The sequence below is a fragment of the Rhizobium sp. N731 genome, from assembly GCF_001664145.1.
GTDB classification, from domain to species: Bacteria; Pseudomonadota; Alphaproteobacteria; order Rhizobiales; family Rhizobiaceae; genus Rhizobium; species Rhizobium esperanzae.
In genome coordinates this window covers 51833-78690 of sequence record NZ_CP013605.1, presented here as the reverse complement: position 1 = coordinate 78690, position 26858 = coordinate 51833, and the positions used below count along the sequence as shown (strand labels likewise).

Genomic DNA, 26858 nt, shown 5'->3' with positions numbered 1-26858 from the left:
GAGAACCAACTGCGGGCGTTTGTTGGTTCATGTTGAAGCAGCAGGCATTTTGCCCCCGGATCGGCACGATTTACCAGTTCGACAAGCAGCAGGTGCATGTTCTGGAGAGCGGCGACTTGAACGCAAGACCGATCCTTGTCCTCCATGGCTGTGGGAGCCTGGCTGAAGAGGTTCTGCTTCCGTTTGCTCAGAGCACGTTCCGCATGGTGGCCCCCGATCGCCCGGGCTACGGTTTCAGCAGCCCTCTTCCTCTCGCTGAACGAGGACCGATAGGCCAATCCTTTTGGCTCGAGCGCCTAATCGATGCAATGGACCTGCATTGCGTCTCGATCGTAGCCCACTCCATCGGCAGCGCGCCGGCACTTCATCTGGCAGCGCGCCGGCCGGAGCTGGTGAACGGGTTGCTTCTGATTTCGCCGTGCTGCAGGCCCGTCCCACCGAAACCGCTGCCCATCCTCCGGGCGTCCGTCGCCCCGGTGGTGGGATCCTTGATCCGCCAGCATGTAATCAGCCGATGGGCAGCGTTTTTTCTCGACCGTGGTCTGCGATCGTCATCCTTTCCAAACACGTTGCCTCCCCAGCTGTCGGTGTTGCCGGCCGCTCATATGGTCAATCCGGGCGCAATTGAAACGATGGCTAACGAGCTGCGGGCCTTCAACAAAGACATGGAACTGCTGCCGAAGCTGCCCGGCAATCTGCCACTGCACGTCCTGTTCGGTTCGGAGGATCGCATAGTTCAGCCGGCCTGGCATATCGATGGCCTTCGGCAGAAACATCCGAGGCCGATGATCAGGGTGATCGAGGGCGTCGGCCACCTTCCACATCATGTTGTGCCAGCCGTAGCCCGACAGATGCTGAGCGACCTTATGAGGGAGCGAGTACAGCAATCTTCTAAGCGGCAGCATTTGGCTGGTGTCGCGTGAGTGGGCTCTCCTATCCCTCGCCTCAACTCTCGAGCGGGATGCGGCGCACAATCTCTCTGAAAGACGCTGCGGCCGTTCATCACCCATGGCTGACACCGCGCCGATCTCCGCGAATGAACCCCGACTGAATGGCGCCTTCAGCTTCCGTTCCGAAGGGAGCGTCTAGAAGAAAGACGTTCAACCGCGGTCTTTTCCGCCTGAGGAGACATATTCATGATCCGCACGTCTGTCATTGCAACCGCACTCGTCGCTCTCGTCGGCATTACCGCCGCAGCCCCCGCCATGGCCAATGATGTTCGTATCGAACAATATGGCTGGTCGAACTCTGCCGGTGGGGCACAGGAAGGATACGGAAACCGGATCAGAACCTACCAGAACGGTGGCTACAACCGAATTCTCGGCCGTCAATATGGTCATCATAATCTTTCAGCTGTCGGTCAGGAAGGCAACGACAACTATGGCGCCACCTATCAGCACGGCAACCGCAACGTAGCGGGCATTGGCCAATTCGGCTCCAGCCATACGACCATCCTTACCCAGGATGGTAATGGCAACATCGCGGCCGGCGTCCAGGTCGGCCATGGCTGCAGCGCCAATGTCAGCCAGGGCGGCAACGGCAATGTCGCCGCTTTCGTCCAAGCCTGCCCGTAAGCGGCTGCAGGATGCCGTGAAACAGGTCAGGATCGCAACAGCAGACCACCAGGGGAATCGACCATGCCAAATAGCATCAAACATCCGCGCCGCGCGATGACGATTCTCGCGCTGGTCCTGCTTCCCGTCGGCGCGGTTTCCGCCATGACGACAGCCAACCAATCTGACCGGGTGCAGCTTTGCGAAATCAAAGCAACCCCTGGGGCAGGTATGGTGAGACTGGACGCGCTCGTCCACGCCGACAAGCATGTCGGCGGGACTTACACCTTCCATGTCGAAAAGGTGGGAAACGGCGGACGCTCCACGATCAACCAGAGTGGCGATTTTGATGCAGTCGAGGGACATGCGGCAATGCTTGGTTCGGTCTCGCTCGACTCGAAAGGAGCCAAATACAAAGCCACCCTGGACGTCGTCGTCGGGGATGAGAGTTTCAGCTGCGTGAAGCAGATCGGCGGCAACTGATCGGCCTCCACATTCTACAGTTTTCCAAAAGGGCGCCGTTTCCGGCGTCCTTTTGCATTCAATCAGGCCGAAACGACTGAACGACAACTGAACGGGCAATTCCGGCTGGGTTCAGCTGCAAGATGCGAAAGCTGATCATCGGCTGAGGCAGCCGGAAATGGAGATCAGAATGACCCGCAACGTGTTTAAGATCCTTGCCGTCACCCTTCTTGCCGGGAGCCTGGGCCAAGTAGCCTTGTCTGCGCCAGCCTATGCCGGCGGTCGGATCTCGTTCAACCTCGCACCGGACAATGCCCAGGATGCCGGACTTTTTTCAACCGGGCTGCGCGTCTATTCCCTCTACCGCGGTCTGAAAGATGCTGACATCCGGCAGCTGGGTCGGGGTAACGCGGCTGGTATCGCTCAGGCCGGCCGCGGCAATCTCGGCTTCGTCAGGCAACGGGGCAATGGTCATTCCGCGACCTTGCGGCAGAACGGCAACAACAATGCCTATGGCATTTTCCAGTATGGGCGAAATACTGAAACGGACGTCGTGCAGGATGGGGATAACGGCAGTGGTGCTACCTTCAGCTATGGCTGGTAAGGCAGTTCACACGCCGGGCGCGACCGGTCGGCGCCCCATAAGGAATCTCTGCGGCGAGTAAGCCGCTAAAATGTAAGCTGTACCTTACAGGCGGCCGTACGATCGCCGGCAAGGGTGAAGGCGGCGGCGGCTTCTTCCAAGGGTAAGCTGTGGCTGATGATCGGCCGCACATCGATCTTGCGGCTTGCGATCAGCTTGGCGGCAGTGGCGAATTCCTCGTGGAACCGCTGCGTTCCGTGGATATGCAGCTCCTTGCCGACGATGGCGTTGAGCGGGACCGGGATCTCGCCCGTGACGCCGACCTGCACAATCGTGCCGCGCGGCCGGACGGCGGCGATTGCGCTGCGGATCGCGGGTGCGGCGGCCGAGCATTCGAAGACAAGATCGAAATAGCCCTTTCCCGCCTCGAATTCGGCAAGTGCCGCAGCCCCTTCGGAAACATTGATCGCGCGGCTGGCGCCGATCGCTTTGGCCCTTGCGAGCGCCGCATCGGCAAGATCGGTCACCACGATCTCGGCCGCGCCGTGATGCCGGGCGGCGGCAACCATCAGGCAGCCGATCGGGCCGGCGCCGGTGACGAGGACGCGTTTGCCCGATATCTCGCCGGCGCGCGATGCGGCATGCAGGCAGACGGCGAGCGGCTCGCTGCAGGCCGCTTCCGCGGCGGTCGTCTCGGCTCCCATTTCGAAGCATTGCCCGGCCGGTACTACCAGCCACTCCCGGAACATGCCCTGCTCGTGCGGCAGGCGCATCGCGCTGCCCATGAAGCGCATATCGAGGCAATGGATCGGCAGTCCCTTCACGCAATATTCGCAATGGCCGCAGGGCTGACTTGGATTGACTGCGACCAGCGTGCCGGCTTTGAGCTCGACCCCCTCGCCCGCTTGACTCACCCTCCCCGAGGCCTCGTGGCCGGGGATGATCGGCTCGCGCACCCTGACAGGCCCGAAGCCGCCGTCCTGATAATAATGCAGGTCGGAGCCGCAGATGCCGGCGGCCGCCATCTTGAGAAGCACCTCGCCTGGACCGGGAGCCGGGACTGTGTCCATTTCGACCCTGAGATCGCCTTTTTGGTAAAGCCGCGCCAGACGCGTCTGCATCCTACCCTCCTATCTCAACAGTCCGAGCTGCTGCGGCAGCCAGAGCGATACGGCGGGAATGAAGGTGATCAGGATCAGCGCCAGGAACAGCGGCACCAGCCATGGTACGATCGCCATTGTCGTGCGTTCGACCGAAAGCTTCGCCACCCGTGAGAGCACGAACAACACCATGCCGAGTGGCGGGTGAAGCAAGCCGATCATCAGGTTCAAGGTCATGATCAGGCCGAACTGAACGGGATCGATGCCGAACTTGGCGACAATCGGCAGAAGGATCGGCACGAGGATGGTGATCGCGGCGATCGTATCCAGGAAGCAGCCGACGAAGAGCATCAGCAGGTTCACCAGGATCAGGAACACCCATTTATTGTCGGTGATCGACAGGATCGCATCCGAGAGTAGCTGCGCGGCCTGGCTGACCGTCAAGAGCCACGCGAAGACCGATGCGGCGGTGACGATGAAGAGCACCGACGCCGTCGTTTCGATCGTATCGAAGCTCGCCTTGGCGAGCGTCGAGAGCGTCATCGTGCGGTAGCGCACGAGGCCGAGGAAGAGCGACCAGAGCACAGCCGCGACCGCTGCCTCCGTCGGCGTGAACCAGCCCATCGTCATGCCGCCGATCAGGATGACGGGAGTCATCAGGGCCATGACGGCGGAGAAGCCGAAATACCAGTCGAGCGCCAGGAGCACGAGGAGGGCAATACCCGCCGCGGCGTTCATCGAGAGGCCGGCGCGCATCATCAGATAGATCGCCACAGGCACCATCAGGACGACGAGGATTTCCATGCCGGCCGACAGGAGCTCGCGCACATTGAACGGCGCGTCGGAACCCCAGCGTTTGCGATAGGCGAAGGCGGCGACGGTGATCATCATCAGCAGCGTCATGACGACGCCGGGCAGGATGCCGGCCATGAAGAGAGCGCCGATCGAGACGTTCGCCATCATGCCGTAGATGACGAAGGGCAGCGACGGCGGGAAGATCGGCCCGAGCGTGGCGGAGGCGGCCGTCACACCGACCGCCGCTTCGACCGGATAGCCATGGTCCTTCATCGCCTTGATTTCGATCGTGCCGATGCCGGCCGCATCGGCGAGCGCGGTGCCCGACATGCCCGAGAAAATGACGGAGCCGATGATGTTGACCTGCGCCAGCCCGCCCTTCATCCAGCCGACCAGCGCGACCGCGAAGGAGTAGATACGGCCGGTGACGCCGGCGGAATTCATCAGATTGCCGGCCAGGATGAAGAAGGGCACGGCGAGCAGCGGAAAACTCTCGACGCCGGCGATCATGCGCTGGGCGACGATGATGTCGGGCGCCACGCCGTAAAGGACGATGTAAAGCACGGAGGCGACGGCCATCGAGATGGCAACGGGCACGCCGACCAGCATCAGCAGCAGAAACGAGCCAAGAAGCAGCAGCATCGGGTCATCCTTCGACGGATTGGAATTCTTCCGGGCGCTCCAGGACGGAGTAGCCGCGGCGCATATTGGCGATGAAGACGATGACCGCGCGGATCAGCATCAGCACGAAAGCGACAAGCACCGAGTAGAAGACGATGTTGCGCGGCAGGTCGATGGTGACCATCTGCTCGTCGGCGACGATGTCGACGTAACGCCACATCAGAGTGCAGCCATAGGCGAAGAAGCCGATGCGGACGATATCAACGAAGGTCGCGAGCACGCGCGCCAGGCCCGCCGGCATATAATGATAGAACACGTCCACCTGGATATGTCGCGAGGTGCGCACGCACATGACGGCGCCGAGAAAGACGACGCCGATCAGGCAGTTGATGGCGATCTCCTCGGTCCAGGCATAGCTGTCGTTCAGCACATACCGCGTGAAGAACTGCAGGAAGACGCAGCCGGCCATCAGCCAGAAAACGATCAACGTGATCCAGTCTTCGATGGCGTAGTCCGAGACGTTCGCGGTCGGCGCATGGCCTTCGAATTCGTGGCCGATTTCCTCGGCCGTAATTGGCGTGTGAATTTCTTTCGACATGATCGGCCTTGTTTCGGTTGGAGAAGGAGAGCGCACGACGCAGATGGCACCCGGCTTGAGGCTGCTGGGCTCGTTCCTCGCTCGACGTCATCCTCGGCCTTGTGCCGAGGATCTGCTGCCCCATCGATCTGAGGCAGATGCTCGGGACAAGCCCGAGCATGACGAAGGAAGAGTTGGCGGACGTCGCGCCAAGGCGCTTACTGGATCGCCCGGATCGCTTCCCAATCGGCCTTCTCATAGCCGAAGTCCTCAAACTTCACCTTTTCCATCACGTTCTTCTCGAAGTCGGCCTTGTCGACCTCGGTGACGTTGATGCCCTTTTCCTTGAAGGTGGCGACGAGGCTATTTTCCTTGCCGGCGATCGTCTTGGTCGTGCGCTCGGCGGCCTGCTGCATCACTTCGCCGAAGATCTTCTTGTCCTCGTCGGAGAGCTTCGCCCACAGCTGCTTGGAGATTACCGTGTTCAGGTGGTCGACGATGTGGCCGGTGAGAATGATGTTCTTCTGGACTTCGAAGAACTTCTTTGCTTCGATCGTCGTCAGCGGGTTTTCCTGCGCCTCGACGGTGCCGTTCTGCAAAGCGAGATAGACCTCGGCGAAGGCGATCGGCGTCGTGTTGGCGCCGCAGGCGCGCGGCATCGCCAGATAGGCCGGGACGTCCGGGACGCGGATCTTCAGGCCCTGCATGTCGGCGCATTTGGCGATCGGCTTGTTCGAGGTCGTGTGGCGCGTGCCGTAATAGCTGACGGCGGCGATGTGGTTGCCGGTCTTGTCCTCATAACCCTTGGCGAGACGCTTGAAGACATCGCTCTGGGTATAGGCGATCAGATGATCGGGATTGCGGAAGATATAGGGAAAGTAGGTGACGCCGATCGGCTTGTAGTCGCGCGCGGCAAAGCTCGATCCGGAAATGATGATGTCGACCGTGCCGAGCTTGAGGCCCTGGTTGATGTCGGCTTCCTTGCCGAGCTGCGAGGCCGGATAGACCTCGATCTTGTAGCGTCCGTCGGTGCGTTTGGCGATCTCTTCCGCAGCCCAGACGGAATCCGTGTGGAACGGCTCCGAGGTTTCATAGACATGCGCCCATTTCAGGACGGTCTGAGCCTGCGCGACCGCCGTCGTCGCCATGATCGCGGCTGCAGTGCACAGTATCGTTGCCAGTCTCATTTTCATTGCTCTCTCCTCCCGAGCTCGGGTTTAAGTCTTGGTGGTTCCTTTCGCGCGCGCCTTGTTGCGGCCGCGCTCCTCTTCTCCCGAGAACTCCTCCCCGAAGCTCTCGGAAAATCTCTTCTGCGATAGGGTGAGATGGCTGCGCATCGCAGCCTTCGCGCCGGCCGTATCGCCGGCGGCGATTGCATCGCGGATCGCCCGGTGCTCGTCGACGGCGCTGCGCCATGTCGTCGGCCCCTCGAAATGGCTGGCGAGCTTGGCGAAATAGGGGGTCATGCGCATGTCGAACATCTCGCCCGTCACACGGATCAGGGTGGCATTGCCGATAATGGCGGCAATGCCGGTATGGAAGGCGCGGTCGGCGGCGAGCACCGTCGCCGCATCGTTGAGGCCGCCGCTCATGCGCATCAGCGCCTCGTCGAGCACGGCGATATCTTCCGGCTTCGCGCGGGTTGCCGCTTCCTCGGCGATGGCGCATTCGATGATGGCGCGCGCCTGCAGCAATTCGAAAGGTCCCTCCACCGGCTCGCTTTCGCTTGTCGCCATGCTGATGCCCTGCCGACGCACCACATAGATGCCGGAGCCCATGCGGATGTTGACGAGACCTTCTACCTCGAGAACGATCAGCGCCTCGCGCACGGTCGGGCGTGAGACCGACAGTTGCTCCGCCAGATCGCGCTCGGCCGGCAGCTTCTGGCCGACGACAAGCTCGCCGCCGGCAATCATCGAACGAATCTGATCCGCGACCTGCCTGTAGAGGCGGCGCGATTCAACGGGCGAAAACATTCTGGCCTCCCCGGCGGCTTCTCCTCAAACACGCAGCTGGTCAACTGGCCTGACCAATTTTGTGCATACCACTGCGTCGGTTGTGCGTCAATGCGCGAAATTCTAGCGAGCATCATTCCCGGCTGCGATGACCGAAAAAGACCTGCTGGGAAAGCGACGCTTGAGAGATCGTCGATCCCGGTGCGCGGCGTGCTTAGCGGCTCAGTGCCAGAGACGGGCGGTCGATCACCGGCCAGCCGCGTCCTGTGATGCCAGGGAGGTCGTAGGCGTCTGCTGCGAAGGCTTCGAGGGATGCGCGGTTGCGGATGATTACCAGGCCGCGGGTGGAATAAATGAGATGCTCGCCCTCCAGGATGTGTAAGGCATCAGTGACGCTGGAGCGGCGGACTCCCAGCATCGTGGCCATATATTCATGCGTGATTTCAATCCCTTCGCCATCGAGGCGGTCATGGCACATCAGAAGCCATTTCGCCAGCCGAACGTCGATCTTGTGAACGGCGTTGGACAGCGCGGTGTTGGCGACCTGCGCGAAAAAGCTATGGAGAAAACGCGAGAGCAGCCGGCGGACGGCGGGCCGGTCGGCGAGGAAGCATGCCAGAGCGCTGGCTTCCACACGGCGCCCATGACCGCCAACCTGCATCATGACGTCGAATGAAAACCGCTCCGCGTCCGCCGTCAGAGCCGGCGGCGACATCCCGTCCCTACCGAGCACGCCGATCTCGGCTTTCCTGCCCTCGGGACTCGTCGCCACCATGGAAGCAATGCCGGTTTCCAGGAAATAATAATGGCTGACCGGCATGCCCAAATGGACAAGCTCGAAATCGCGTGGAAGAACAAGTGGTTCCAGTATGCGCTCCAGAGCCAGAAGCTCCGGATCCGCCAACTGCGACAGAATGAGATTTTCGCTTTCGAATACTCGCATCGCTCTGCCCTTTGTTTGGCAAGAGGACACCGTCTCCCGGCCGTCAGCACCACAAGATCAGCTCAGCCGCACTTAAAATTATGAACTCCGGAATGGCCGATTGCAAGGCGCTGAGCCTTAACTCGCATGATCGGCAGAAGGTTCCTTGGTGGAGTTTTGTACGCAACCGCACGCGGCGAGAAATTGCTGTAGCAAGTGCTAATGTAGTGGGCGGGCAATTGCGGGGCAGCTGGCATGGATCAATATCCCCTCCCGAGTGACGAGACTGAAATTTATCGGCACATCGTCGAGAGCGCCCGGGATTATGCAATTTTTGCGATGAATCGCGACGGCACCGTCGTGACGTGGAGTGCCGGCGCGGAAAGACTCTTCGGCTATTCGCCGCCCGAAATCATCGGACAGAGCGGTGCCGCCATCTTTACGTTCGAGGATCAGCTTGCAGGGGCGATGCTCAAGGAGATCAGGCTGGCGTTGACGACCGGAAGCGCCGACGACAATCGCTGGCATGTGAGAAAGGACGGCAGTTCGTTCTGGGCTTCGGGACTGATGATGCCGCTTCGCAACGATGCCGGCGAGACCTACGGCCTTCTAAAAATCGTCCGCGACCAAACGCAGATGCTTCATGAGGACGAAACTCGGCGCGCCAGCGAAGAGCGTCTCCAGCTTATTCTCAAAAGCGCGATCGACTATGCAATCTTCGCTTTTGATCGGGCTGGGCGGATCATCAGCTGGAACACCGGCGCCTGCCGTATCTTCGGTTATGAGGAAGACGAGATCCTCGGTCGCGACGCCCGCATTCTCTTCGTTCCCGAGGACCGCAACGACGGCGCCCTGGAACGCGAGATGAAGACGGCCGCCGAGCGCGGCCGCGCCGAGAACGAGCGGTTTCACTTACGCAAAGACGGCTCGACATTCTGGGGCAGCGGCTTGACCATGCCGCTTCGTGCCCAGCGTGCCGGCTACCTCAAGGTGCTCCGGGACGATACGGAGCGTCATTTTGCCGAAGAACACCAGCAGATCATGCTGCGGGAGATGAGCCATCGCGTCAAGAACAGCCTGGCCCTCGTCGCGGCCATGCTTGCCATGCAGGCCCGTTCGACCAAACAGGAGGAGGTCGGACAGGCGCTTCGCGATGCGGAAGCGCGTGTCGGAACCATCGCCCAGGTGCACGATCAATTATGGCGTCAACCGGATATCGAAACGGTAGATCTGGCGGATTTCCTGTCGAGCCTCTGCCAGCGCCTGCAGCAATCGGCCTCCCGCCACGCGGTATCCGTCAACGCTGATCCGTGCATGGTCGATGCCGACCGGGCGATCCAGATCGCCCTCCTCGTCAACGAGCTGGTGACCAATGCCTTCAAACACGCCTATCCCGACGTCTCCGGCGCTGTCACGGTCAGCGCCCGCAGCATTGCCGATGAGATCTGCCTCGAGATCGCCGACGACGGACGAGGTCTGCCCCCGGAAGTGCTGTCCTTCGAGAACGATGGGAAAAGCCTGGGAATGAAGATCGTGCGCGCACTCGTGCAGCAGCTGAAGGCGGAGATGCATATCGAGGACCGGGCGCCCGGTACGGGGTTCGTGATCCGCTTGCCGAGGGAAGGGTGAAAGGCTTCTGTCCTTGAAGAATGTGCCGTGCGGCCCTCATCCGCCTGCCGGCACCTCCCCCGCTGGGGAGAAGAGGACGCGAGGGTAGCGATCTGCCGCTGACTGACCCGTGAATTTCTGGCGCTCATGCTTCGGCGTGCGCCGCTCGGGAGTGACGAATGAGCTGCATGTCATCGAAGGGCTGCGGGTCATCAAATCGACCCGCGCCAATGTCAGGATCTTCGACAGGGAGCGGCTGGAAGAGATCGCGGCCGGTAGCTACGGCGTTCCGGAACGGGAATATGAACGTTTGACCGGCTTGCCGATCCGGCGCCCCGCTAATCGGCAGTCCTGATCGTATCGGCGAAACGTACGATCAGAAGCAGGGTCCCTTGTTCGTCGCAGATGTAGATCTTTCTCGCTGAGATGTCTTTCCCCGAAAGAACCGCTTGGCTCATGAGGGCTCTCGCATCCTGAACGGCTTCGCGCCTGGCGTCTTCGACGGTCGCCAGTTCCGAACCTTCGGGATCGACGATCATGCCGGTGTCTGAAACGACGTTAAAATAAAATCTTGGCATCGGCCGCCCCATCGTTGCAGAATCAATGCCAGAACGTGGGGTAAGGTTCCGCGGAAAAGAACCGGGCTGTCATTCAAAACAGCAACATTATCCTTGTCTTAAATCGGGCTATCGAAATCAATGGGAGGTTTCGGCGACGCCGGTAGCAAGACGCGTCATCGTCGCGCGAAGCTCGAGGAGCTCCATTAGAATAATTTCCCAATCCACGTCATCCGCTTTGGCAATCGGTATGACCGAAGCGCTGATCACGCAAAGCAGGCGATCGAGAGCCGGAGATCGACCGAAGTCGTCCGGCGCGCCGCCGCGCAGTTTTCGGAGATCGTCGACGATTTGTCGCAAGGCGATCTGCCGGTCGACAAAACCGAGATCAGAGGGATCCGCCGTGATAGGAGCGCTTTGCCGGCTTCTATTCATGGTGACATTCCGCCTGTCCGGCGTCCTCATATGCCGTTGCGCCGAGCGGCGCATCCGGTGTGATCAGCAGGTCCTCCGGATCCAGATGCACATGCCGCATTAGGCCGGCGAGCTTGTGCTTGTCCCGGATGCCGCATTCGAACCAGGATACGAGTTCCCTGGCAACATGTTCGGCGGCCGGGCTGGCGATCACGCATGATTTCTCCTGACACCATCCCTCAAGGACCGTGGTCAGCATTGCCACGTCATCAGGCTGTAGCGCCGGCTTCGTGATTCCCGAGTGCTGGATCATCGGCTTCCTCCCCATTATATGCGACGATCCTAAACTTCGGATCTTCGATTTCAACCGCCGGTGCGGAAGCGTACGGACAGGACGATCGGGGCTTGATCCGGTCCGCCAGGGGGAACAAGGCGACCCGGCCGCGGTTCGGCGATCACGACGAATGAACGTCGCCTGATAGGCTCGAATCTGGTAGGCACGGTGCAGGCGCGGACCGCCTGATGCTTCGAACCGCTGTTGAACAGCATGATCACCCTAAAGCCAGGATTACATTAGGCAGTTCGCCATGAAATCGCTCAGCCCGATTGCCGGCAAGACGATCCTTATCATCGGTGAGGCCGGCTTCCTTTCGGACGATGCGCGAAAGGCATTTGTCGCGCTAAAGGCGGTGCTTGCCGGTCCTGTCGTCATTTCCAGCGCGATGGAGTGTTTGAGCGAGGGCCTCGTGTTCGATGCCGTGATCATCGACGTGACGATTTCCGACGAAGCCATGCTGTGGATGAACGAATGGCTGGAGACGCGCCGAATTCCTTTCATCTTTGCCCATGACGAGCGGTCCGAAACTCCGCCCGGCGGCTTTGTCGTCAGCGGGCGTCCTTCCGATATCGACGCGATGATCGCCGCTCTGTTCGGGGGAGACCCGTCTTATTATCACTAGAGCTTTTCCGGGTTAGCTTGAAGCATTCTGCCGGAGCAGGGTTTCGTCAGGGCAGAGGCGATTGGCGATGGGCATACCTCCAGGTACGTCCGAGCCGATCGCCTCTGATCCTGGCGGAAACATGCCCGGCCCTTCGGGTTGGCTGAAACGGGCCGGCTGATCGACCGGCCGGCTTGGCCGTAGAGCTGGGCTACGACGCGCGCCGGCCGGTCGACCATCCGACTCCGTTTGAGTCAACAGAATGCTTCAATCTAACCCGGAAAAGCTCTAGAGCGCCGTGCGTCCGTTCGGATGCACAAAGGACGCTCTCACTCTTTAAATCTACGCATCGGACTTGCCGAAAATCGATTTCGATTTTCGGGCCGATGTAGCGCGATACGGTGGATTGTTCAGTTCCGTACAATTGGGGACGAAGAGTTGTTTCGGCCCCGATTGAGTCCCATTATTCAAAGCGCACGGTGAAAAGCTTCGGGACCAGGGTCATGCTCGATTCTCAGTCCATCCATCTGAAAGCGCTCGATTCAGCCGATCTTCAGCGTCTGCAGACCATTTTGAACGTGATCTGCCGCGGGGCCGAAATGCCCTTGCGCTCGCCTGATATGCAGGAGGTCGCCGCGCTGCTCATTCGCCTTTATCGGCACGGCTTGACCGACGAGGACAAGCTGCTGTCGGTCGGGCGTTTGGCGTCGGCGAAAAAGGGGCTCTCCCGAACTGCTGCGATCACGGCGGGGCGGAGATCGAAACGGCCGGTCGGTCATCTCAATCTGACGAGGAGCAGTTCATGAATGACGGTGAAAAAGCGCGGGCCGACGTCGAAGGAACCGAAAAGGAAACCGCCGATGCGAGGAAAAACCCGCCCGCCGGTCCTCACGCCAAGGATCATCTCATAGACGAAAGCAAAACGCCCGGCGCCGGCTCGCTGTCCGAGAAGGACGAGCAGAGCATCACGCCGGGATCAGGCTGATCCACCGCCGACTTGGCTGGAAAACACTCTGGGCCTAGAATCTCATCCACGATGGATAGATTCAGAGTGTTAGAGCGTCCTTTGTGCGTCCGAAAGGACGCACGGCGATCTCGTCAGCGTGCGAGTTCCTTGCCGATCAGCCGCCGATATTCCTCCTCGGCAGCGCCGTTGGATCCATGCGCCTCTTCGATCAATCCCCGCCGGTTGAGGATGACGATCTGGCGCCGCGTGGACCGGATCAGCCCTTTGCCCTGCGGGGCCTCCGGCACTCTCGCACGCTCGAGGGAACCGCGACGAAGCATTCCGGTTAGGGCTTGCGTAAATAAGGAGGCAAGCGCGGTCTGATACGCGGGGCCTGGCCCCCGCGCATGCGGGAGAGCGAGAATTGGCAGAAACGCACATGCGACCCAAGGAGAATCGTCTGCTCGCGCTCCTGCCGGAGAACGAGTATTCGGCCGTTGTCGCACATCTCGAGCCCTGCGACATCCCCCGCGGTTTCATCATCGTCGAGGCCGGTGCGACGATCGAGCATGCCTATTTTCCCTGTTCGGGGATAGGATCGGTGATCAATATCTCCCCGGAAGGCAATCGGGTCGAAGCAGGTTTGTTCGGTCGGGATGGATTTGCACCAACGGCGGCGGCGATAGAAGCGCCTGTCAGTATCCTGGAAGTTGCAGTCCAGGTGCCGGGCTCTGCCTACCGCCTGCCACAAAGCAGGCTGCTCGATCTGATGCAGACGCAGCCGATGTTTGCCAACCTGCTCCACAAAAGTCTGCATGTTCTCGCGATCCAGGCCGGATTCACCGCACTCTCCAACGCCGTTCATGCGATCGATGAACGGCTGGCACGCTGGATTTTGATGTGCCACGACAGGATCGACGGAAATGAGCTCGCCCTGACGCATGATTTCATCGCCTTGATGCTGGCGGTGCGGCGGCCGAGCGTCACCACGGCGCTGCATGTCCTCGAGGGAAACCGGTTCATCCGCTCTGTCCGCGGCCTGGTGATCGTCAGGGATCGCGCCGGCCTGGAGGATTTCGCCTCCGATGCCTACGGCAAGGCGGAGGAGGAATATGAGCGGCTGATCGGACCTCTCAGAAAATCCACGCGTTAAAATCACCATCGCAGCCCGTCCACTTGCCGGTGGCACTCCAGCCTTGGACGCAAGCGTGTCGGGTGATCTGCGTGCTCGACTGCCTCGCTTTCAGCGGCACGTCGCAATGCGTTACAGTTTCACGTGCATGTGATAGAGCTGTCGTGCAAAAATCTTTGGTTTTCGCTGTAACCGATTGGCTGCTTTTGCGAATGAGCTCTTTGACAGCATGACCACCGCCCATTCGGAAGAAGCCCTGAAAGCATTGATGCTTCTGTCCCTTGACGGGGACGAGGCTGCCTATCGGCGTTTGCTGACGGCTTTGCGCGTGCTGCTTGTCGGCTATTACAGCCGCAGGATGGCTGCGGCGACGAGAGCGGACATGGAAGATCTGGTCCAGGAGACGTTGCTGGCGCTGCATTCCCGGCGATCCACCTACGACCGGAACAGACCTTTTACCGCATGGTTTTTCTCGATCGCCCGCTACAAGCTGATAGACCATCACCGCGGCCGTGGCGGACGCAGGCTGGCTGAGACCGAGCTTGATGACGAGATCGAAAGCGACTTCAGCGAGGATAGGCTGACTGCCCGCATGGATGTCGAGCGGTTGCTCGACGGCTTGCCGCCGAGACAGCAGGAACTGATCCGGCAGGTGAAGCTCGAGGGCAGCTCGGTCGCCGACACCGCAACCCGCACCGGCCAGTCCGAATCGGCGGTGAAAGTCAGCATCCATCGGGCGCTCAAGGCGCTCGGAGAGAGATTGCGAGGCACATCGTGACAAAGACGGACGATATCATCGAACGATTGGCAAGCGACCTGAAACCGGTGCCGCGCAACGCGCTATGGCGCCGCTTTGCGCTCGGCATACTGCCGGCTCTCGGACTCTCTCTGCTGCTGATGCTGATCATTCTTGGTCCCCGGGTCGATATCTCAGACGTGCTGACGCTGCCGGTCTTCTGGATCAAATCGGCCTATAACGCCCTGATTGCGGCGGCCGCCTTTGCCACGGTTTTTCGGCTTTCCCGACCCGACGGGTCCGAGGGACGCTTTTTCGGTTTGCTTGCCTTGATCTTCGCCGCCATGGCGGCCGTCGCGGCCATCCAACTCCTGACGGCGCCGAGCGAGAGCTATCGATTGCTGATCCTCGGCTCCTCGGCGCTGCATTGCCCGCCGCTCATCGCAGGCTTTGCGATCCCGGTCTATGCCGGCACGGTCTGGGCACTGCGCCGCGCGGCGCCGGTGGATCTGCGGCTGACCGGCTTCGTCGCCGGCATTGCCGCGGGAGGAGCCGGCGCCTGGGTTTATTCCTGGTTCTGCACCGAAAACGGCATGCCTTTCGTGTTGATCTGGTATACGCTCGGCATCCTGCTCATCGGTGCTGTCGGCGCCGTGACCGGACCTCGCCTGCTGCGCTGGTAGCCCCCTCTCGATTCGTTGATCCGGAACATTCCGGCTTTCGCCTGGTTCGAGGGTCGAAGGAGAGGAAGATGAACCACGAATCGGATCGTCGCGCTTTTATGATCTATTTAGGAGCCATCCTGCTGGTCGGGCTCGTGATCGTATTCGGCGCTACGCTCTCATGGAACTCGACCAGCAGAAGCGATCAGTCCACCCAATTTTCAAGGGAAGCCAATCCTTCATGAAATGGCCGAAAGTCGACCCGATCCGGTTGCACCGGCGGAGCGCCGAACGGCAGCCGAACGGCCTGAAAACCCTGTGGCTGGTCATTGCCGTGATCGCGACGACGGTCGCTGTCGCCTTTCTGCTTTACGTCTCGATCCTCGTCTACGGCGTGATGCAAAGGCTGTGAGCCGACGCGAACTGGGCGTTCTGCCCCTGTGGCCACCGTTGTGGCATCAGCTATTTCTCCCTGCGCCGCGCCGTCAGTTTTAGCCGAATGTCGAAGTGATTGAGGGTGCCAGGCAGGTTGGCGACGGTTAAAGACGGGTGCAGCAGCACAATATCGGCGGCCGACAAGAACGAGCCCACGGCAAGGCTTGCAATCGCCGGCACGAGATTATGTGCCGGGCAAATGACGGGACCGGCGCTGAAGGGCACGAGCCCGGCGGCCGGCAACGCGTCGTTCTGTCCCCAGATGCTCGGCTCCATCCGATTGGCATAGAGGAGCGCAGGGTCTCGATGGAAGAAGGGGACGAAGATGATGACGCCTGTGCCGCGGGCAATGACCCTGTCGCCTGACTGGATATCCTTGGTCAGCTGCCTGAGGATGGCGGGCGTCGTCGGCCAGAGACGCAAGACCTCCAGCAGACAACTGCGTGTGAAGGGCCGATCGAGATTCCCGCCCATGGCCTCTTCCACGGCTTTGCCCCAGTAGCTCACATGGCAGGCCAGCAAGGCGAGCGTCCTCATAACGGCAATTCCGGCTGCATCGAAGGCGAACAGCCACTGGGCCACCTGGTTTTCCGGAGCAAGCTCATCGCCTCTCGGAAACCGGTTGACAAGACTGTGCTTTTCCGGGTCCCTCAGATAGCGGCCGACCTGCTCATGAAACTGGGCAAGCTTGTGCTGATCGACCGGGGCGGCAAATGCCCAGTTGGCCCTCCCTCGAAGTTCGTTCAAGGTCTCGGTCAATGTGACGTCGTTGCGCGCTCGTTCGCCGAGGACGACTCGCCGGACGATCCGGAACCAGGCCTGCGAAAAGGCCGGCCAATCGAGCTCACGGGGTATGTTCAGGAGCTGCAGGAATTCGGCGTCGACGATATTCTTGAAATGCACCGTAAATGGATGCAGCCGGTCTGCGGTTGCCAAGGCGTGCTCATGGGCCGGCCGAAGCTCGGCCCGCCGAGAGCCCGATGAGATAAGCACGTTCTCCGGCTCGAAGTGAACAAGGGCCGCATGCTTTTCCGCCGTCGCCGCGGCAAACGGTTCGGGCGAAGATTGAAGCACCGTGGCGACATCGGCCGGATCGAGGATCAGCAGCTGTGGTCGCAATGGGATCGGCAGCAGAAGAGGCGCCGGCCCGTACTTGTGTTTCAGCCGCTGCATCTGTTTCACGGCGTTTGTGTCGAAGCGCTGCCGCTCCGCCAGACGCTCCATTGTCGGGCGGCGAATGATGATGCCCTTGGCAACCGTCGGGGCCACGACCGCCGTCAACACGCGAAGCGTATCGAACCATCCGGCGCGGTTAACTCTGGGAAAGATGGCGTGGCTTCGCGCGTTCATGACTCTTCAGCCTGGGCCCGGCGGTTGGCCCATATCGGTTCGATCGGCCGATCCTATCGATATGGGTTTGGAACCAGGACCACGACCGTTTGTTCCGCTCGAGGCGAAGCGGACCGGCGCAGGGCGCTCAATCGACGAGATGGTTTCCGAGCATCGCAATCAGGCACTCGCGGGCGCGGCTCACACGGCTTTTCAAGGTGCCGATCCGGCACCCGCACATTTTGGCGGCGTCCTCATAGCTCGTTCCGGCAGCCACCAATGTCAGAGCCCGGCGCCTGTCGTCGGAAAGACGCGTCAATGCCCGCTGCAATTCGTGCTCGCGCAGCACCCACTCCTGGGTCGGAGCGATCGCCACCTGTTCCATCGCCGCGTCCATTCCGGCCGGCTCGCGTTTCTGCCGGCGGTAATTGGTGCAAAACGTATTTCGCAGGATGGTGAAAAGCCAGGATTTGAGCGAGGTGCCGGGTTGGTAGAGATGAAGCGAATTCAGCGCCTTCAGCAAGGTTTCCTGAACGAGGTCATCGATGTCATCATCGCTGCGCAGGAACCTTCGGGCAAAGGCGCGCAATGCCGGCGTCAGTTCGACGATCTCGCGCTCGAGTGCGGACTTTTCTTTACAATGCGACGCGGGACGTACTGAAGACGGGGAAGCCATTTTTCTCTCCTGGGATGAGAAGGAAAGTCGCTGGCTCCCTATTCGTTGCCGTACGATACCGGACAAAAGTCTCAGCTTAAATGGCAGTTGCTCGTCGGCTGGAGAGTGGGAACAACGGCGTCTCGCAATCGTTCGGTGATCGCCGTCTCGATGCTGTCGAGCGGTCTCTTCCTTGGCTGGATAGAGGTGGCGCCGCCAGCCGAGGGGGCGTCATATTTCCGATCGGAACATCCGACCGATGCGAGAGTTGATTGTCGTCACGACACGCCATAGGAGGACTAAATGGCAACCGAGAAGACTCTGAACGACCTGTTTCTCGATACTCTCAAGGACATCTATTACGCCGAAAAGCAGATCCTGAAGGCTCTGCCGAAGATGGCCCGCGCCGCGCAATCGGAAGAGGGCAAGGCCGGTTTTCTGCAGCATCGCGACGAGACCCAGGCGCAGGTCGAACGCCTCGAACAGGTTTTCGAAATGATTGGCAAACCCGCACGCGGCAAGACCTGCGAGGCCATCCAGGGCATTATCGCCGAAGCCGAGGAGATCATGGACGAATTCAAGGGCACCGTTGCCCTGGATGCCGGCCTGATTTCGTCCGCCCAATCCGTCGAGCATTATGAGATCGCCCGCTACGGCACGTTGATCGCATGGGCAAAACAGCTCGGCCTCAAGGATGCCGTGCCGCTGCTGCAGGCTACACTGGCCGAAGAAGAGGCAACCGACAAGAAGCTCACGCGGCTCGCGGAGTCTTCAGCCAACATCAAGGGCAAGGGTAAGGCGGCCTAAGCCGCTCTGTGCGCTATGCTCCTTCGTAACGGCCGCCGCCTCGGCGGCCGTGCTTTTGCCCGGGCTCCCTGTGATCAGAGACCAAGCTGCCAGATTTCGGCGGTGAGCACATGTCCCTCCGGCGCGGCGAGACTCATGGCGTTTATCCCCTTGAATCCCGGCAGCCGCTTGGTTCCCGTCCAGCGGCCGTCATCACCGAAGACCTCGATGGAACCTGCGTCGAGGAATATGCGGATAGTTGACGGGCGTGCGCCGGCAGCGATGTAACGGGGCGACGTCTTGGCGCCCGCTACCGAAAAGAGAATGCTCAGTCCGTCGTCATTCAACTGAACCGCCACCGTCGCGTCGGGATGTTCGAACGCGAGATGGAAGGCATTGCCCGCTTCCTTGAGCGTGAGGAGGATCTCGACAGAGCCGTTGGCAAGATCGACCGGATGGCCGTCCAGAAGGCCCTGAGCATCCAATGGGCGCTGCCGCAGACTTTCGACATCGGCGATCGGTGGCGTGGTCAGCGCGCCGCCGCGCAATGCCAGCCGCCGCGGCAGTGTCATCGCCGTCGGCATGTCGACTTCCTTTGAAACATCCGTCCAGTTCGCGAGCCATGCGATGCCAACCGGGCCGGTCTCGTCGACGAAGGCCTGGAACGCGTAGGCATCGGTGCCGAAGTCCAGCTCCTGCTCGAACTCCACAGAGAAGCTGTGACCATCGAAGCGGCCGATGGTGGCAAGAGTGATATTGCGCCGGCCCGTTGCCGGGTCGCGGCTGGTGAGAAGACCGAAGATCAGGGCCCATCGCGTCGACGGATCGTTCGCGGGATCATCGAGAGGCACCAGGCAAGGGCACTCCGCCGCCGTCATCCCGAAGCGGTTCTCGCGGTGAAGCATGCCGAGGAAGGTCCATCCCGTCGCCGCGCCCGGATCGTCCGTTTCGTAAAGCAGGATGATGCCGCCCTCGCGGTCCCGCGTGCCGAGCAGCATCTTCCATTTGTCGTCGGGGCCAATAAAGACATAGGGATCGCGGAAGTCAGTCGTCAGGCCGAGCCCCTCAGGACGCGCGGGCAGGATCAGGTTTGGCGGTTCGACGTTGACGAGATCGCCACTGGTGGCGGTGAACTGAATTTGCTCCTCCGGCTGCCGGTCCTTCATATGCTCGGTGAAAAAGATGCGAATTCCGGCGCCATCGAGGGGGATCGCCGAGCCGGAAAATGCGCCGCCGCGCCCATCGGCCCGCGCGGCGAGGGCATCCGAAGGCGGAAGAAAGATCGGAAGATGCGTCCAGCGGAGGTAATCGTCCGAGACCGCATGCCCCCAATGCATGTTGTTCCACCGAAGCTTATGCGGATAGTGCTGGTAGAACAGGTGCACCCTGCCGCCGAATCTTCCAAACCCGTTGGGATCGTTCATCCAGCCGAAAGGCGGGCGGAAATGATAGCCGCCGGGAATCTCGGGCGCGGCATTGGACGGCCTGACATGCAGCAGCCGGACGCCCTCTTCGAGAACGCAGGGCTGACGGAGGGCATAGAGGACCGAGACGTCGGTCGTAGCGGGATCGTAGGAGAAGGCGGTTTCTCCGCCGCGCTCCAGCGTCAGCAGGCGAAACTCGAATTCATGTGGATTTGATGTTTCGACGGCACCGGCCTGATCGCCGTCGACATGTGCGGTCAGCCTTCCCGGGGCGGCGCCATGCGAAGCCTTTATCCAGGCATGGATCGTGCTCCCTGCCGGCAGGACGGCGCTGATCGTCTCCAGCCCGCCTTCATCGGACGGAGACATCGCTTGGCTTGTCATCAATTCAACCTTTCACGGCAGAGCCGATAAAGGAACTCACGAACCAGCGCTGGAAAACGAGGTAGAGCCCCAGGATCGGGATCATCATCAAAACGGAGGCGGCCATCGCACGATCCCAGTAGATGCTGTCCTGTCCGAAGAAAGTGGCAATGGCGACAGCGATCGGCCGGGCATAATCCGTCTGCGTCACCAGGATCGGCCAGAGATACTGGTTCCAGGTCTCGATGCCCATCAGGATCGATACGGTGGCAAGGGCGGGTAGGCTGAGCGGCAGGAAAATGGAGCGGTAGGCCCGAAAAAAGGAAGCGCCGTCCATCTCGGCGGCTTCCAGCAGTTCCTTCGGCAACTGCGTGAAGAACTGGTAGAACAGGAAGATGTAGAGAGGGCTCGCGACCCAAGGCACGATTTGCACCGCGAAGGTGTCGGACATTCCCGCCCTGGAAACCATGATCACGAGGGGCATGATGATGCTTTCCTGCGGGATCACATAGAGCGCGATCACCACCGACAGGATGACCGCCCGGCCCCGGAGCGACCCCCAGGCCAGGACGAAGCCGGCCATCGAATTGACGATCAGGCCGGAGCAGACCGTGGTGACCAGAATGATCAGCGAGTTGACGAGGTAACGGCCGAAGGCGAGTTCGCCCGAGAGGTGGCCGACCTCCGCATAGTTGGAGAGCGTCGGGTTCGAAACCCAGAAGGCCCGGAAGCTGCCCATGTCGGCAAGGATCTGGAACCGGTCGTCCTTGAGGCTCGCCACGACCAGAAGCAGCAACGGGGAGACGATCACCAGGGCAATGATGAAGATGGAAACCGTCTGAACGATGCGTAAAACCCCTGCGGCGGAACGAGGCCGCGCCGCGCGGACCTTTGGGATCGAGAGAGCGATATCAGACATCGAAGCGCCTCAGGAGCTGGCGCTGGATCAGCGCGATGATGAGAACGATGACGAACAGGATGACGGACACGGCCGAGGCATAACCCATCTTCTGTTCCTCGAAGCCGGCGCGGACCATGTAATGCACAACCGTCTCGGTGCTGCTTTTCGGCCCGCCCTGCGTGAGGATGGCGACCTGGGTATAGAGCTTGAACGCCTGGATGGTGGTGATCACCAGGACGAAGACATGCGTCGGCCGAAGGCCCGGCATTGTCACATGCCAGAAGCGCCGGAAAGCATTCGCGCCGTCGATCTTGGCGGCATCGTAGAGTTCGTCGGGAATGCCCTGCAGACCCGCGAGATAGACGATCATCTGGAAACCATAGGCCTGCCAGGCCGAGAGCACGACGAGCGAGAACATCGCCCATTCGGGATCGCCGAGCCAATCGATCGGCTGGATCGCGCCACCGGAAATAAAGCCGAGGATCTGGTTGAACGGTCCCGTCGGATATTGGAACAGGGTGCCCCAGATGACGCAGACCACGACCATCGACGTGATCGCCGGTAGGAAGAACATGCCGCGCAGCAGATTGCGGAACGGCAGCTTCTGATGCAGCAGCAGGGCCGTTGCGAAAGCCAGGCCACACTGGGCTGGAATGATCCAGAAGGTGAAGCGCGAGACGTTCCAGAGGGCAGTCCAGAAAAGATCGTCCTGGAAGATGCGGATGAAATTGTTGAACCAGACGAACCGGACGGGCGTCGGCCGCGGCACCAGAGGCTGGTTGGTCATCGCCGTCCAGAAGGACAGGAAGAACGGCACGATCAGAAAGACAGTCAAAAGAATCACGGCCGGCGCGAGCATCGCCGCTTCCTGCATCAGTCGTCCCGTGTCATGCCGGCGCGCCGGAGACTTTCGCACTGTTGTCGACGGCAATGTCGATTGTTGCATGACCATCGCATTCCTCCTCTCCAGGCCTCAAGTGCCGGTCCCGCCTTGCAACATGGCGACACGTCGCAAGGCTTCGACCGACTGGCGCCGTTGGCTGTTATTCCTGATCACCGAACGGCGGATATCCGTCGTTGTCCTCGATATCCTGATCGATCTTCTTGGCGGCTGTTGTGAGCGCCTCCTTGGGATCGCCCCCATTGAAGGCCTCGTCGATAGCCTGCATGAAGGCCGACGTGATGGTGGGATAGGCTGGATGCGGCGGGCGGGCAACGGCCGTCTTCGACGCCTGCTCGAAGGCGATCGCCATAGGGCCGCCGTTTGCATAGAGCGGAGATTCGGCCGCGAAGCTCTTCAAGCCGGGATAGCCGGACTGGCTTGCGACATAGGCCCGATACTCCTTGTCCTTCAGCAGGAAGCTGATGAACTTGGCCGCGATATCGGGATGCTTTGAGGTCTTGGTGATCGCCCAGATCCAGGTGCCGTTCGGGCTCGCGCCCTTTGCGCCGAACTTGGGAAGCGGCAGGACGACGATGTTGTCCTTCATGGTGGCCGCAGCCTCCGCATAGACCCAGTGTCCGCCGAGCGCCAGTGCGGCCGGATTGCCTTCGGCGAAGAACTGGTTGGTGCCGGCCGACTGCGGCACGACCCAGCCGTTCTTGACCCATTTCTGCATCATGGCGAGGGCATCGACGCAGGCGTCGCTGTCGAGCGTTCCCTCGGATTTCCAGGCTTTGCGGTCGATCAGGTCGCAACCTGCCGATTGCAGGATCGGCCCATAGGCATAGGTGATCCATTCGGTCTTGATGCCGTAGCCGCGAAAGGTGTCGATCGGCCACTTCACGCCGTCGAGCTTCGAAAGCTTTTCGAGGTAGCTTTCGAACTCCTCTCGCGTCCAGGCATCGTCGACGGATTTCGGGATGCGGGCGCCGATCGCTTCGAGATATTTCTTGTTGCCGTAAAGGACGACGGAAGAGTCCGTCAGGCCGATCGCATAGAGATCCTTGTCGATCGGGTATGTGCCTTGAGCGATGTTGGACTCCGTCATGTCGTCGAGGAGGTCTTTGTCGATCAGCGGCTTGATCGGCTGCAGATAACCCGACCAGACATAATTGGCGAGGAACGGCGCATCGAGCTCCATGACGTCGGGCAGTTGCTTGGCCATGACGGCCGCGCTGAACTTCTCGTTATAGGCATCGTGCGGCGCATAGATGAACTGGACATCGACATCGGGATTGGCGGCCTCGAAGCGCTCGGCCACCTTACCATAGGCGGCGACAAAACCGGGATCGCCCTGATGCATGACTTGAATGGCAGTCTTTTCGGCTGCGTCAGCCCATGTGGCGGCCAGTGCCGACGACAAAACAAAAGACCAAAGTAAACGTTTACCCATTAGAATTCCTCCTCAATTGAATGGGCCTTCCTCAATTTACACGGATGCCCGCTCCACCAACTGGAACGGCAGTTTCTGCACCCCGGCCGGGGATCGGTGGTCGGCAAGCAGGATTTGCGCGGCCTGGCGGCCCATGGCGCGGTGCGGCAGCGCCATGGTTGTCAGCGGCGGATCGAGGCGGGAGGCGATCTCGACCTGATTGTCGAAGCTCGCGACCGCGACGTCATCGGGAATGGTCGCCCCGCATCGGCGCAGCGCGGCGTAGACTTCCATGGCCACACGATCGTTGCCGCACAGGATGGCATCGGGACGCCGCGGGCTGTTGATGAGATCATGTATATGTGTGGGCACGAGGCTATGCGCCCGATCGCTATAGATCGCCTTGCTGACAGCGGGAAGCACGACAGCCCCTGCCCCGTCAATGCCGGCGTGATCGAGCGCCTGCCGGAAACCCAGTTCACGCAGTTCGCCGGCGAGCAGTCCCGGCAGGTTGATGAATGCGATATTGCGGCGCCCTGCGTCGAGCAGGTAGCTGGTAATCTCGATCGCCGCGCCGGTTTCATCCGGCACGAGAGACGTCACTCGATCATTGGCGTCCCGGCAGTTGATCATCACCCCGACGGTATCGGCAAACTCGGGCGGCAGGTCGACGCTCTTATGATACATGGCGGCATAGGCGATCGCGCGCGGGCGAAAGCGTCGCATCTCATCGAGGATCGATCCCACGCTGCGATGGCCGCCGAGCGTCATGGCGAAGACGGCCATGTCGGAAGCACGCACGGCCCCGTCGAGCCCCCTGATGATCTCCGTCGCGAAAGGCGAGGTGATCAGGTCATCGGCGACGAGGCCGACAAGCGGCATCCAGCCCTGCCGCATGCTGCGAGCCGCAAAGTTGGTGACATAGCCGAGTTCCTCGGCGATCTCCTTGATCCGCCGGCGCGTTTCCTCAGACATGCGCGCCGAACCGCCATGCAGAGCGCCTGACACGGTCTTGACGGAAACGCCTGCACGGGCGGCTATGTCGTTGAGTGAAGCAGTCACGGGTTCGCTTTGGGTTATCGATTACCCACACGGGTATCAATCCCTTTCCGATGAGTCAAGCGATGACAGTTCCCTGCCCCGCTCAATCGATCTCCTCAGGGATGAAGCCGCCGGTCTGGCGCCTCCAGAGCCGGGCAAACAGCCCATGCGTTCGACCAGTTCTTCCGGCCGGCCTTCTTCCACGATGCGTCCGTGATCGAGCACGACGATCCTGTCCATCCTGGCGATCGTCGAGAGGCGGTGGGCGATGGCGATCACCGTCTTTCCCTCCATGACGAGGTTCAGCCTTTCCTGGATGGCGGCTTCGGATTCGCTGTCGAGCGCGGAGGTCGCCTCGTCGAGGACCAGGATCGGCGCGTCCTTCAACAGCACGCGGGCGATCGCGACACGCTGGCGCTGGCCGCCTGACAGTTTGATGCCGCGATCGCCGACGAAAGCCGCGTAACCCTTGCGACCTTCGCTGTCTGTGAGATCGGCGATGAAGGCATCGGCGCTTGCCATCTTCGTCACCCTTTCGATCTCTTCCTGCGTCGCCACCGGCCGGCCATAGCGGATATTGTCGCCGACCGAACGGTGCAGCAGCGCGACATCCTGGGCGATGACGCCGATCGCGCGGCGAAGGCTTGCCTGCGTCACCGCGCGGATATCCTGCCCGTCGATCAGGATTGCGCCCTCCTTGATGTCGTAGAAGCGCAGGAGCAGGTTTGCGAGCGTCGTCTTGCCGGCGCCGGAGAGGCCGACCAGACCCACCTTCTCGCCGGGCTGCACCGTCAGCGACAGGTTGTCGATGATTGCTTTGCCGGACTTGTAGGCGAAACGCACCTTTTCAAAACGGATCTCGCCCTGTTGCACCGTGAGTTCGGCCGCATCCGGCCGGTCGGTGATGGTGGGCGGCGTCGTCATGACGGGCATGGCGTCCTTGATCGTGCCGATCGCCTGGAAGATCTGCTGGCCCATTTGCATGAAGACGAAGATCTGCGTCGACAGCCGATTGAGGATATAGACTGCGCCGACGAATTCTCCGACCGTGAGGAAGCCTTTGACGAGGCCGGAAAATCCGATCGCCAGCATGGTCAGCCACAACAGCGTATTGAGGATGACGACGGTCACTTCCGACGAGCGGTAGATGCGCTGCTCGGCGTGCTGCGTCTGCACAGCCTTTCCGATGATGCGGCGGATCGCGCCTGCTTCGCTGTCTTCGGCCGCGAACTGCTTGATCATCTGCATGTTGGTGTAGAGATCGGTGATGGCGCCGGCGACCAGGCTGCGCTGCTTGGCGGTGCGGCGCGAGCGCTCGACGAAGATCGGCACGATCCTCGCGGTGAAGGCGACGTTGAGCACGATCCAGACGACGACGGGCAAAGCAAGCTGCCAGGCGAGCGCGCTGAGCAAAATCACCGAGCCCATCAGCTGCATCAGGAAGCGCGGAATGGACTGGAAGCCGGCGAGAATTTGCTGCTGGACGGCGGAGGAGACCTGCTGCAGCCGCGAGGAAACCTGGCCGGCATAGAGATCATGGAAAAAGGCAAGATCCTGCCGCTCCACCGCCTTGTGCCCCTGCCACTGAATGGCGGCCGGCATGGCGATGCCCAATGTATGCGAGTTCAGCGTATTGAGCACGAAGGATACGATCGGCATCACCGGAAAGATCAGAAAGCCGAGAACGCTCAGCAGCAGCCATTCGCTGCGCAGGAAGACGGCAGCACCCTGCTGCGTCACGCCGTCGACGATGACCGAAAGCCCCCAGACGATCGTCAGGTTGATCACCTCGAACACCACGGAGCAAAGCGCCAGTGCAATCAGCACGCCGCGAAACATCGAGATGAAATGCAACAGCACCGTCACCGGCCCCTTCCACGGCAGCGGCCGATAAGGAATGTCGAGCGGCCGGATCAGGGTCTCGAAGGGACGATAGATCGCATCTGAAATCGACATGGGCCGCTCGGTCAAATGTTGGAATAAGGGCGAGGGACTCAAGGCTACGCAGGCGGAGGATAGGATCACCTTGCGGCTGCAATCTCAACTAG

General features: G+C 60.9%; 30 protein-coding genes and 4 pseudogenes. 15 read left to right on the top strand and 19 right to left on the bottom strand.

Annotated elements, in window-relative coordinates; genetic code table 11:
- Positions 1–29: 29 nt before the first annotated feature.
- The 4 genes from AMK02_RS25645 (at position 30) to AMK02_RS25630 (ending at position 2619) form a co-directional block, all read left to right on the top strand.
- Positions 30–923 carry an alpha/beta fold hydrolase gene (locus AMK02_RS25645; protein WP_064807355.1) on the top strand — a complete coding sequence of 298 codons (894 nt, stop codon included), beginning with the start codon at positions 30–32 and terminating at the stop codon, positions 921–923.
- A gap of 213 nt (positions 924–1136) precedes the next feature.
- Complete coding sequence (locus AMK02_RS25640) at positions 1137–1574, top strand: curlin (RefSeq protein WP_064807353.1); 438 nt, start codon at positions 1137–1139, stop codon at positions 1572–1574.
- A 63-nt stretch (positions 1575–1637) separates the two neighbouring features.
- Complete coding sequence (gene csgH, locus AMK02_RS25635) at positions 1638–2036, top strand: curli-like amyloid fiber formation chaperone CsgH (RefSeq protein WP_064807351.1); 399 nt, start codon at positions 1638–1640, stop codon at positions 2034–2036.
- A gap of 169 nt (positions 2037–2205) precedes the next feature.
- Positions 2206–2619 carry a curlin gene (locus AMK02_RS25630; protein ID WP_064807349.1) on the top strand — a complete coding sequence of 138 codons (414 nt, stop codon included), beginning with the start codon at positions 2206–2208 and terminating at the stop codon, positions 2617–2619.
- A gap of 65 nt (positions 2620–2684) precedes the next feature.
- Here AMK02_RS25630 and AMK02_RS25625 read toward each other — a convergent pair whose 3' ends face one another.
- From AMK02_RS25625 to AMK02_RS25600, 6 genes are all read right to left on the bottom strand, one after another.
- The gene (locus AMK02_RS25625) at positions 2685–3719 is read right to left on the bottom strand and encodes an L-idonate 5-dehydrogenase (RefSeq protein WP_064807347.1); all 1035 of its coding nucleotides are present in this window, start codon (positions 3717–3719) and stop codon (positions 2685–2687) included.
- A 9-nt stretch (positions 3720–3728) separates the two neighbouring features.
- Positions 3729–5135: a TRAP transporter large permease gene (locus AMK02_RS25620; protein ID WP_064807345.1), complete on the bottom strand. Its 1407-nt coding sequence runs from the start codon at positions 5133–5135 to the stop codon at positions 3729–3731.
- A gap of 4 nt (positions 5136–5139) precedes the next feature.
- Positions 5140–5712, bottom strand: a complete 573-nt coding sequence (locus tag AMK02_RS25615; RefSeq protein ID WP_064807343.1) for a TRAP transporter small permease — start codon at positions 5710–5712, stop codon at positions 5140–5142.
- A 197-nt stretch (positions 5713–5909) separates the two neighbouring features.
- Positions 5910–6884, bottom strand: a complete 975-nt coding sequence (locus AMK02_RS25610; protein ID WP_064807341.1) for a sialic acid TRAP transporter substrate-binding protein SiaP — start codon at positions 6882–6884, stop codon at positions 5910–5912.
- 24 nt (positions 6885–6908) lie between these two features.
- Positions 6909–7667, bottom strand: a complete 759-nt coding sequence (locus AMK02_RS25605; RefSeq protein WP_064807339.1) for a FadR/GntR family transcriptional regulator — start codon at positions 7665–7667, stop codon at positions 6909–6911.
- 193 nt (positions 7668–7860) lie between these two features.
- Positions 7861–8466, bottom strand: coding sequence for a Crp/Fnr family transcriptional regulator (locus tag AMK02_RS25600; RefSeq protein ID WP_237358384.1), 606 nt, complete (start codon positions 8464–8466; stop codon positions 7861–7863).
- Positions 8467–8823: 357 nt separating this feature from the next.
- Here AMK02_RS25600 and AMK02_RS25595 point away from each other — a divergent pair, with 357 nt between their 5' ends.
- The gene (locus tag AMK02_RS25595; RefSeq protein WP_064807335.1) at positions 8824–10197 is read left to right on the top strand and encodes a sensor histidine kinase; all 1374 of its coding nucleotides are present in this window, start codon (positions 8824–8826) and stop codon (positions 10195–10197) included.
- A 102-nt stretch (positions 10198–10299) separates the two neighbouring features.
- Positions 10300–10531, top strand: a pseudogene (locus AMK02_RS25590) (helix-turn-helix domain-containing protein); the annotation flags it as partial.
- On the opposite strand, the gene AMK02_RS25585 reads toward AMK02_RS25590, so the two are convergent.
- The 3 genes from AMK02_RS25585 to AMK02_RS25575 form a co-directional block, all read right to left on the bottom strand.
- Positions 10515–10754: a DUF6894 family protein gene (locus AMK02_RS25585; protein ID WP_064807944.1), complete on the bottom strand. Its 240-nt coding sequence runs from the start codon at positions 10752–10754 to the stop codon at positions 10515–10517. The pseudogene AMK02_RS25590 and the gene AMK02_RS25585 sit on opposite strands and share 17 nt — an antisense overlap.
- A 117-nt stretch (positions 10755–10871) precedes the next feature.
- Positions 10872–11168, bottom strand: coding sequence for a hypothetical protein (locus AMK02_RS25580; protein WP_064807331.1), 297 nt, complete (start codon positions 11166–11168; stop codon positions 10872–10874).
- Complete coding sequence (locus tag AMK02_RS25575) at positions 11161–11460, bottom strand: hypothetical protein (protein WP_064807329.1); 300 nt, start codon at positions 11458–11460, stop codon at positions 11161–11163. The genes AMK02_RS25580 and AMK02_RS25575 overlap by 8 nt, the downstream gene beginning before the upstream one ends.
- Before the next feature lie 274 nt (positions 11461–11734).
- Between AMK02_RS25575 and AMK02_RS25565 the strand changes: the two genes are divergently transcribed.
- The 3 genes from AMK02_RS25565 to AMK02_RS25555 all read left to right on the top strand — a co-directional run bounded on the left by AMK02_RS25565 (position 11735) and on the right by AMK02_RS25555 (position 13070).
- Entirely contained in the window at positions 11735–12106 is a 372-nt protein-coding gene (locus AMK02_RS25565; RefSeq protein WP_064807325.1) for a hypothetical protein, read from the top strand.
- 482 nt (positions 12107–12588) lie between these two features.
- Positions 12589–12891 carry a hypothetical protein gene (locus tag AMK02_RS25560; protein WP_064807323.1) on the top strand — a complete coding sequence of 101 codons (303 nt, stop codon included), beginning with the start codon at positions 12589–12591 and terminating at the stop codon, positions 12889–12891.
- Positions 12888–13070 carry a hypothetical protein gene (locus AMK02_RS25555; protein WP_064807321.1) on the top strand — a complete coding sequence of 61 codons (183 nt, stop codon included), beginning with the start codon at positions 12888–12890 and terminating at the stop codon, positions 13068–13070. Before AMK02_RS25560 ends, AMK02_RS25555 begins: the two co-directional genes overlap by 4 nt.
- A gap of 113 nt (positions 13071–13183) precedes the next feature.
- Here the strand turns inward: AMK02_RS25555 and AMK02_RS25550 are convergent.
- Positions 13184–13321 (bottom strand): annotated as a pseudogene (locus tag AMK02_RS25550) (Crp/Fnr family transcriptional regulator); the annotation flags it as partial.
- A gap of 149 nt (positions 13322–13470) precedes the next feature.
- On the opposite strand from AMK02_RS25550, the gene AMK02_RS25545 reads away from it, so the two are divergent.
- Positions 13471–14184 (top strand): Crp/Fnr family transcriptional regulator, encoded by a 714-nt coding sequence (locus AMK02_RS25545; protein ID WP_064807317.1) that lies wholly within the window; start codon positions 13471–13473, stop codon positions 14182–14184.
- Between the two features lie 13 nt (positions 14185–14197).
- Here the strand turns inward: AMK02_RS25545 and AMK02_RS31505 are convergent.
- Positions 14198–14278, bottom strand: a pseudogene (locus AMK02_RS31505) (molybdopterin-binding protein); the annotation flags it as partial.
- 114 nt (positions 14279–14392) lie between these two features.
- Between AMK02_RS31505 and AMK02_RS25540 the strand changes: the two are divergent.
- The 4 genes from AMK02_RS25540 (at position 14393) to AMK02_RS31955 (ending at position 15973) form a co-directional block, all read left to right on the top strand.
- A complete protein-coding gene (locus tag AMK02_RS25540) occupies positions 14393–14941 on the top strand; it encodes a sigma-70 family RNA polymerase sigma factor (RefSeq protein WP_064807942.1) in 549 nt (182 codons plus the stop codon).
- Positions 14938–15582, top strand: coding sequence for an NrsF family protein (locus AMK02_RS25535; RefSeq protein WP_064807315.1), 645 nt, complete (start codon positions 14938–14940; stop codon positions 15580–15582). Before AMK02_RS25540 ends, AMK02_RS25535 begins: the two co-directional genes overlap by 4 nt.
- A gap of 68 nt (positions 15583–15650) precedes the next feature.
- Positions 15651–15806, top strand: coding sequence for a hypothetical protein (locus AMK02_RS31960; protein WP_167377221.1), 156 nt, complete (start codon positions 15651–15653; stop codon positions 15804–15806).
- Positions 15803–15973, top strand: coding sequence for a hypothetical protein (locus tag AMK02_RS31955; RefSeq protein ID WP_189637039.1), 171 nt, complete (start codon positions 15803–15805; stop codon positions 15971–15973). Before AMK02_RS31960 ends, AMK02_RS31955 begins: the two co-directional genes overlap by 4 nt.
- A 50-nt stretch (positions 15974–16023) precedes the next feature.
- On the opposite strand, the gene AMK02_RS25530 is transcribed toward AMK02_RS31955, so the two are convergent.
- Both AMK02_RS25530 and AMK02_RS25525 read right to left on the bottom strand, forming a co-directional pair.
- Positions 16024–17346 (bottom strand): cytochrome P450, encoded by a 1323-nt coding sequence (locus AMK02_RS25530; protein ID WP_064807313.1) that lies wholly within the window; start codon positions 17344–17346, stop codon positions 16024–16026.
- A gap of 127 nt (positions 17347–17473) precedes the next feature.
- Positions 17474–18001 (bottom strand): sigma-70 family RNA polymerase sigma factor, encoded by a 528-nt coding sequence (locus AMK02_RS25525; RefSeq protein WP_064807311.1) that lies wholly within the window; start codon positions 17999–18001, stop codon positions 17474–17476.
- Positions 18002–18283: 282 nt separating this feature from the next.
- On the opposite strand from AMK02_RS25525, the gene AMK02_RS25520 reads away from it, so the two are divergent.
- The gene (locus AMK02_RS25520; RefSeq protein WP_064807309.1) at positions 18284–18787 is read left to right on the top strand and encodes a YciE/YciF ferroxidase family protein; all 504 of its coding nucleotides are present in this window, start codon (positions 18284–18286) and stop codon (positions 18785–18787) included.
- 74 nt (positions 18788–18861) lie between these two features.
- Here AMK02_RS25520 and AMK02_RS25515 read toward each other — a convergent pair whose 3' ends face one another.
- The 6 genes and pseudogenes from AMK02_RS25515 to AMK02_RS25490 all read right to left on the bottom strand — a co-directional run bounded on the left by AMK02_RS25515 (position 18862) and on the right by AMK02_RS25490 (position 26766).
- Entirely contained in the window at positions 18862–20574 is a 1713-nt protein-coding gene (locus AMK02_RS25515; protein ID WP_064807940.1) for a GH32 C-terminal domain-containing protein, read from the bottom strand.
- Positions 20575–20578: 4 nt separating this feature from the next.
- Positions 20579–21472 (bottom strand): carbohydrate ABC transporter permease, encoded by an 894-nt coding sequence (locus AMK02_RS25510; protein WP_064807307.1) that lies wholly within the window; start codon positions 21470–21472, stop codon positions 20579–20581.
- Complete coding sequence (locus tag AMK02_RS25505; RefSeq protein WP_064807305.1) at positions 21465–22406, bottom strand: carbohydrate ABC transporter permease; 942 nt, start codon at positions 22404–22406, stop codon at positions 21465–21467. The genes AMK02_RS25510 and AMK02_RS25505 overlap by 8 nt, the downstream gene beginning before the upstream one ends.
- 91 nt (positions 22407–22497) lie before the next feature.
- Entirely contained in the window at positions 22498–23790 is a 1293-nt protein-coding gene (locus tag AMK02_RS25500; protein WP_064807303.1) for an ABC transporter substrate-binding protein, read from the bottom strand.
- 36 nt (positions 23791–23826) lie between these two features.
- A complete protein-coding gene (locus AMK02_RS25495) occupies positions 23827–24831 on the bottom strand; it encodes a LacI family DNA-binding transcriptional regulator (protein WP_064807301.1) in 1005 nt (334 codons plus the stop codon).
- An 82-nt stretch (positions 24832–24913) separates the two neighbouring features.
- A pseudogene (locus AMK02_RS25490) lies at positions 24914–26766 on the bottom strand (ABC transporter ATP-binding protein).
- Positions 26767–26858 lie beyond the last annotated feature (92 nt).

Bases quoted from the DNA above. Each gene is read 5' to 3' on its own strand.
- AMK02_RS25520 (WP_064807309.1), top strand. From the start codon at position 18,284: ATGGCAACCGAGAAGACTCTGAACGACCTGTTTCTCGATACTCTCAAG.
- AMK02_RS25615 (WP_064807343.1), bottom strand. From the start codon at position 5,712: ATGTCGAAAGAAATTCACACGCCAATTACGGCCGAGGAAATCGGCCAC.
- AMK02_RS25610 (WP_064807341.1), bottom strand. From the start codon at position 6,884: ATGAAAATGAGACTGGCAACGATACTGTGCACTGCAGCCGCGATCATG.
- AMK02_RS25640 (WP_064807353.1), top strand. From the start codon at position 1,137: ATGATCCGCACGTCTGTCATTGCAACCGCACTCGTCGCTCTCGTCGGC.
- AMK02_RS25545 (WP_064807317.1), top strand. From the start codon at position 13,471: ATGCGACCCAAGGAGAATCGTCTGCTCGCGCTCCTGCCGGAGAACGAG.
- AMK02_RS31955 (WP_189637039.1), top strand. From the start codon at position 15,803: ATGAAATGGCCGAAAGTCGACCCGATCCGGTTGCACCGGCGGAGCGCC.
- AMK02_RS25645 (WP_064807355.1), top strand. From the start codon at position 30: ATGTTGAAGCAGCAGGCATTTTGCCCCCGGATCGGCACGATTTACCAG.
- AMK02_RS25580 (WP_064807331.1), bottom strand. From the start codon at position 11,168: ATGAATAGAAGCCGGCAAAGCGCTCCTATCACGGCGGATCCCTCTGAT.
- AMK02_RS25600 (WP_237358384.1), bottom strand. From the start codon at position 8,466: ATGCCGGTCAGCCATTATTATTTCCTGGAAACCGGCATTGCTTCCATG.
- AMK02_RS25505 (WP_064807305.1), bottom strand. From the start codon at position 22,406: ATGGTCATGCAACAATCGACATTGCCGTCGACAACAGTGCGAAAGTCT.
- AMK02_RS25630 (WP_064807349.1), top strand. From the start codon at position 2,206: ATGACCCGCAACGTGTTTAAGATCCTTGCCGTCACCCTTCTTGCCGGG.
- AMK02_RS25625 (WP_064807347.1), bottom strand. From the start codon at position 3,719: ATGCAGACGCGTCTGGCGCGGCTTTACCAAAAAGGCGATCTCAGGGTC.
- AMK02_RS25620 (WP_064807345.1), bottom strand. From the start codon at position 5,135: ATGCTGCTGCTTCTTGGCTCGTTTCTGCTGCTGATGCTGGTCGGCGTG.
- AMK02_RS25605 (WP_064807339.1), bottom strand. From the start codon at position 7,667: ATGTTTTCGCCCGTTGAATCGCGCCGCCTCTACAGGCAGGTCGCGGAT.
- AMK02_RS25555 (WP_064807321.1), top strand. From the start codon at position 12,888: ATGAATGACGGTGAAAAAGCGCGGGCCGACGTCGAAGGAACCGAAAAG.
- AMK02_RS25500 (WP_064807303.1), bottom strand. From the start codon at position 23,790: ATGGGTAAACGTTTACTTTGGTCTTTTGTTTTGTCGTCGGCACTGGCC.
- AMK02_RS25560 (WP_064807323.1), top strand. From the start codon at position 12,589: ATGCTCGATTCTCAGTCCATCCATCTGAAAGCGCTCGATTCAGCCGAT.
- AMK02_RS25515 (WP_064807940.1), bottom strand. From the start codon at position 20,574: ATGACAAGCCAAGCGATGTCTCCGTCCGATGAAGGCGGGCTGGAGACG.
- AMK02_RS25595 (WP_064807335.1), top strand. From the start codon at position 8,824: ATGGATCAATATCCCCTCCCGAGTGACGAGACTGAAATTTATCGGCAC.
- AMK02_RS25510 (WP_064807307.1), bottom strand. From the start codon at position 21,472: ATGTCTGATATCGCTCTCTCGATCCCAAAGGTCCGCGCGGCGCGGCCT.
- AMK02_RS25540 (WP_064807942.1), top strand. From the start codon at position 14,393: ATGACCACCGCCCATTCGGAAGAAGCCCTGAAAGCATTGATGCTTCTG.
- csgH (WP_064807351.1), top strand. From the start codon at position 1,638: ATGCCAAATAGCATCAAACATCCGCGCCGCGCGATGACGATTCTCGCG.
- AMK02_RS31960 (WP_167377221.1), top strand. From the start codon at position 15,651: ATGAACCACGAATCGGATCGTCGCGCTTTTATGATCTATTTAGGAGCC.
- AMK02_RS25530 (WP_064807313.1), bottom strand. From the start codon at position 17,346: ATGAACGCGCGAAGCCACGCCATCTTTCCCAGAGTTAACCGCGCCGGA.
- AMK02_RS25565 (WP_064807325.1), top strand. From the start codon at position 11,735: ATGAAATCGCTCAGCCCGATTGCCGGCAAGACGATCCTTATCATCGGT.
- AMK02_RS25525 (WP_064807311.1), bottom strand. From the start codon at position 18,001: ATGGCTTCCCCGTCTTCAGTACGTCCCGCGTCGCATTGTAAAGAAAAG.
- AMK02_RS25585 (WP_064807944.1), bottom strand. From the start codon at position 10,754: ATGCCAAGATTTTATTTTAACGTCGTTTCAGACACCGGCATGATCGTC.
- AMK02_RS25575 (WP_064807329.1), bottom strand. From the start codon at position 11,460: ATGATCCAGCACTCGGGAATCACGAAGCCGGCGCTACAGCCTGATGAC.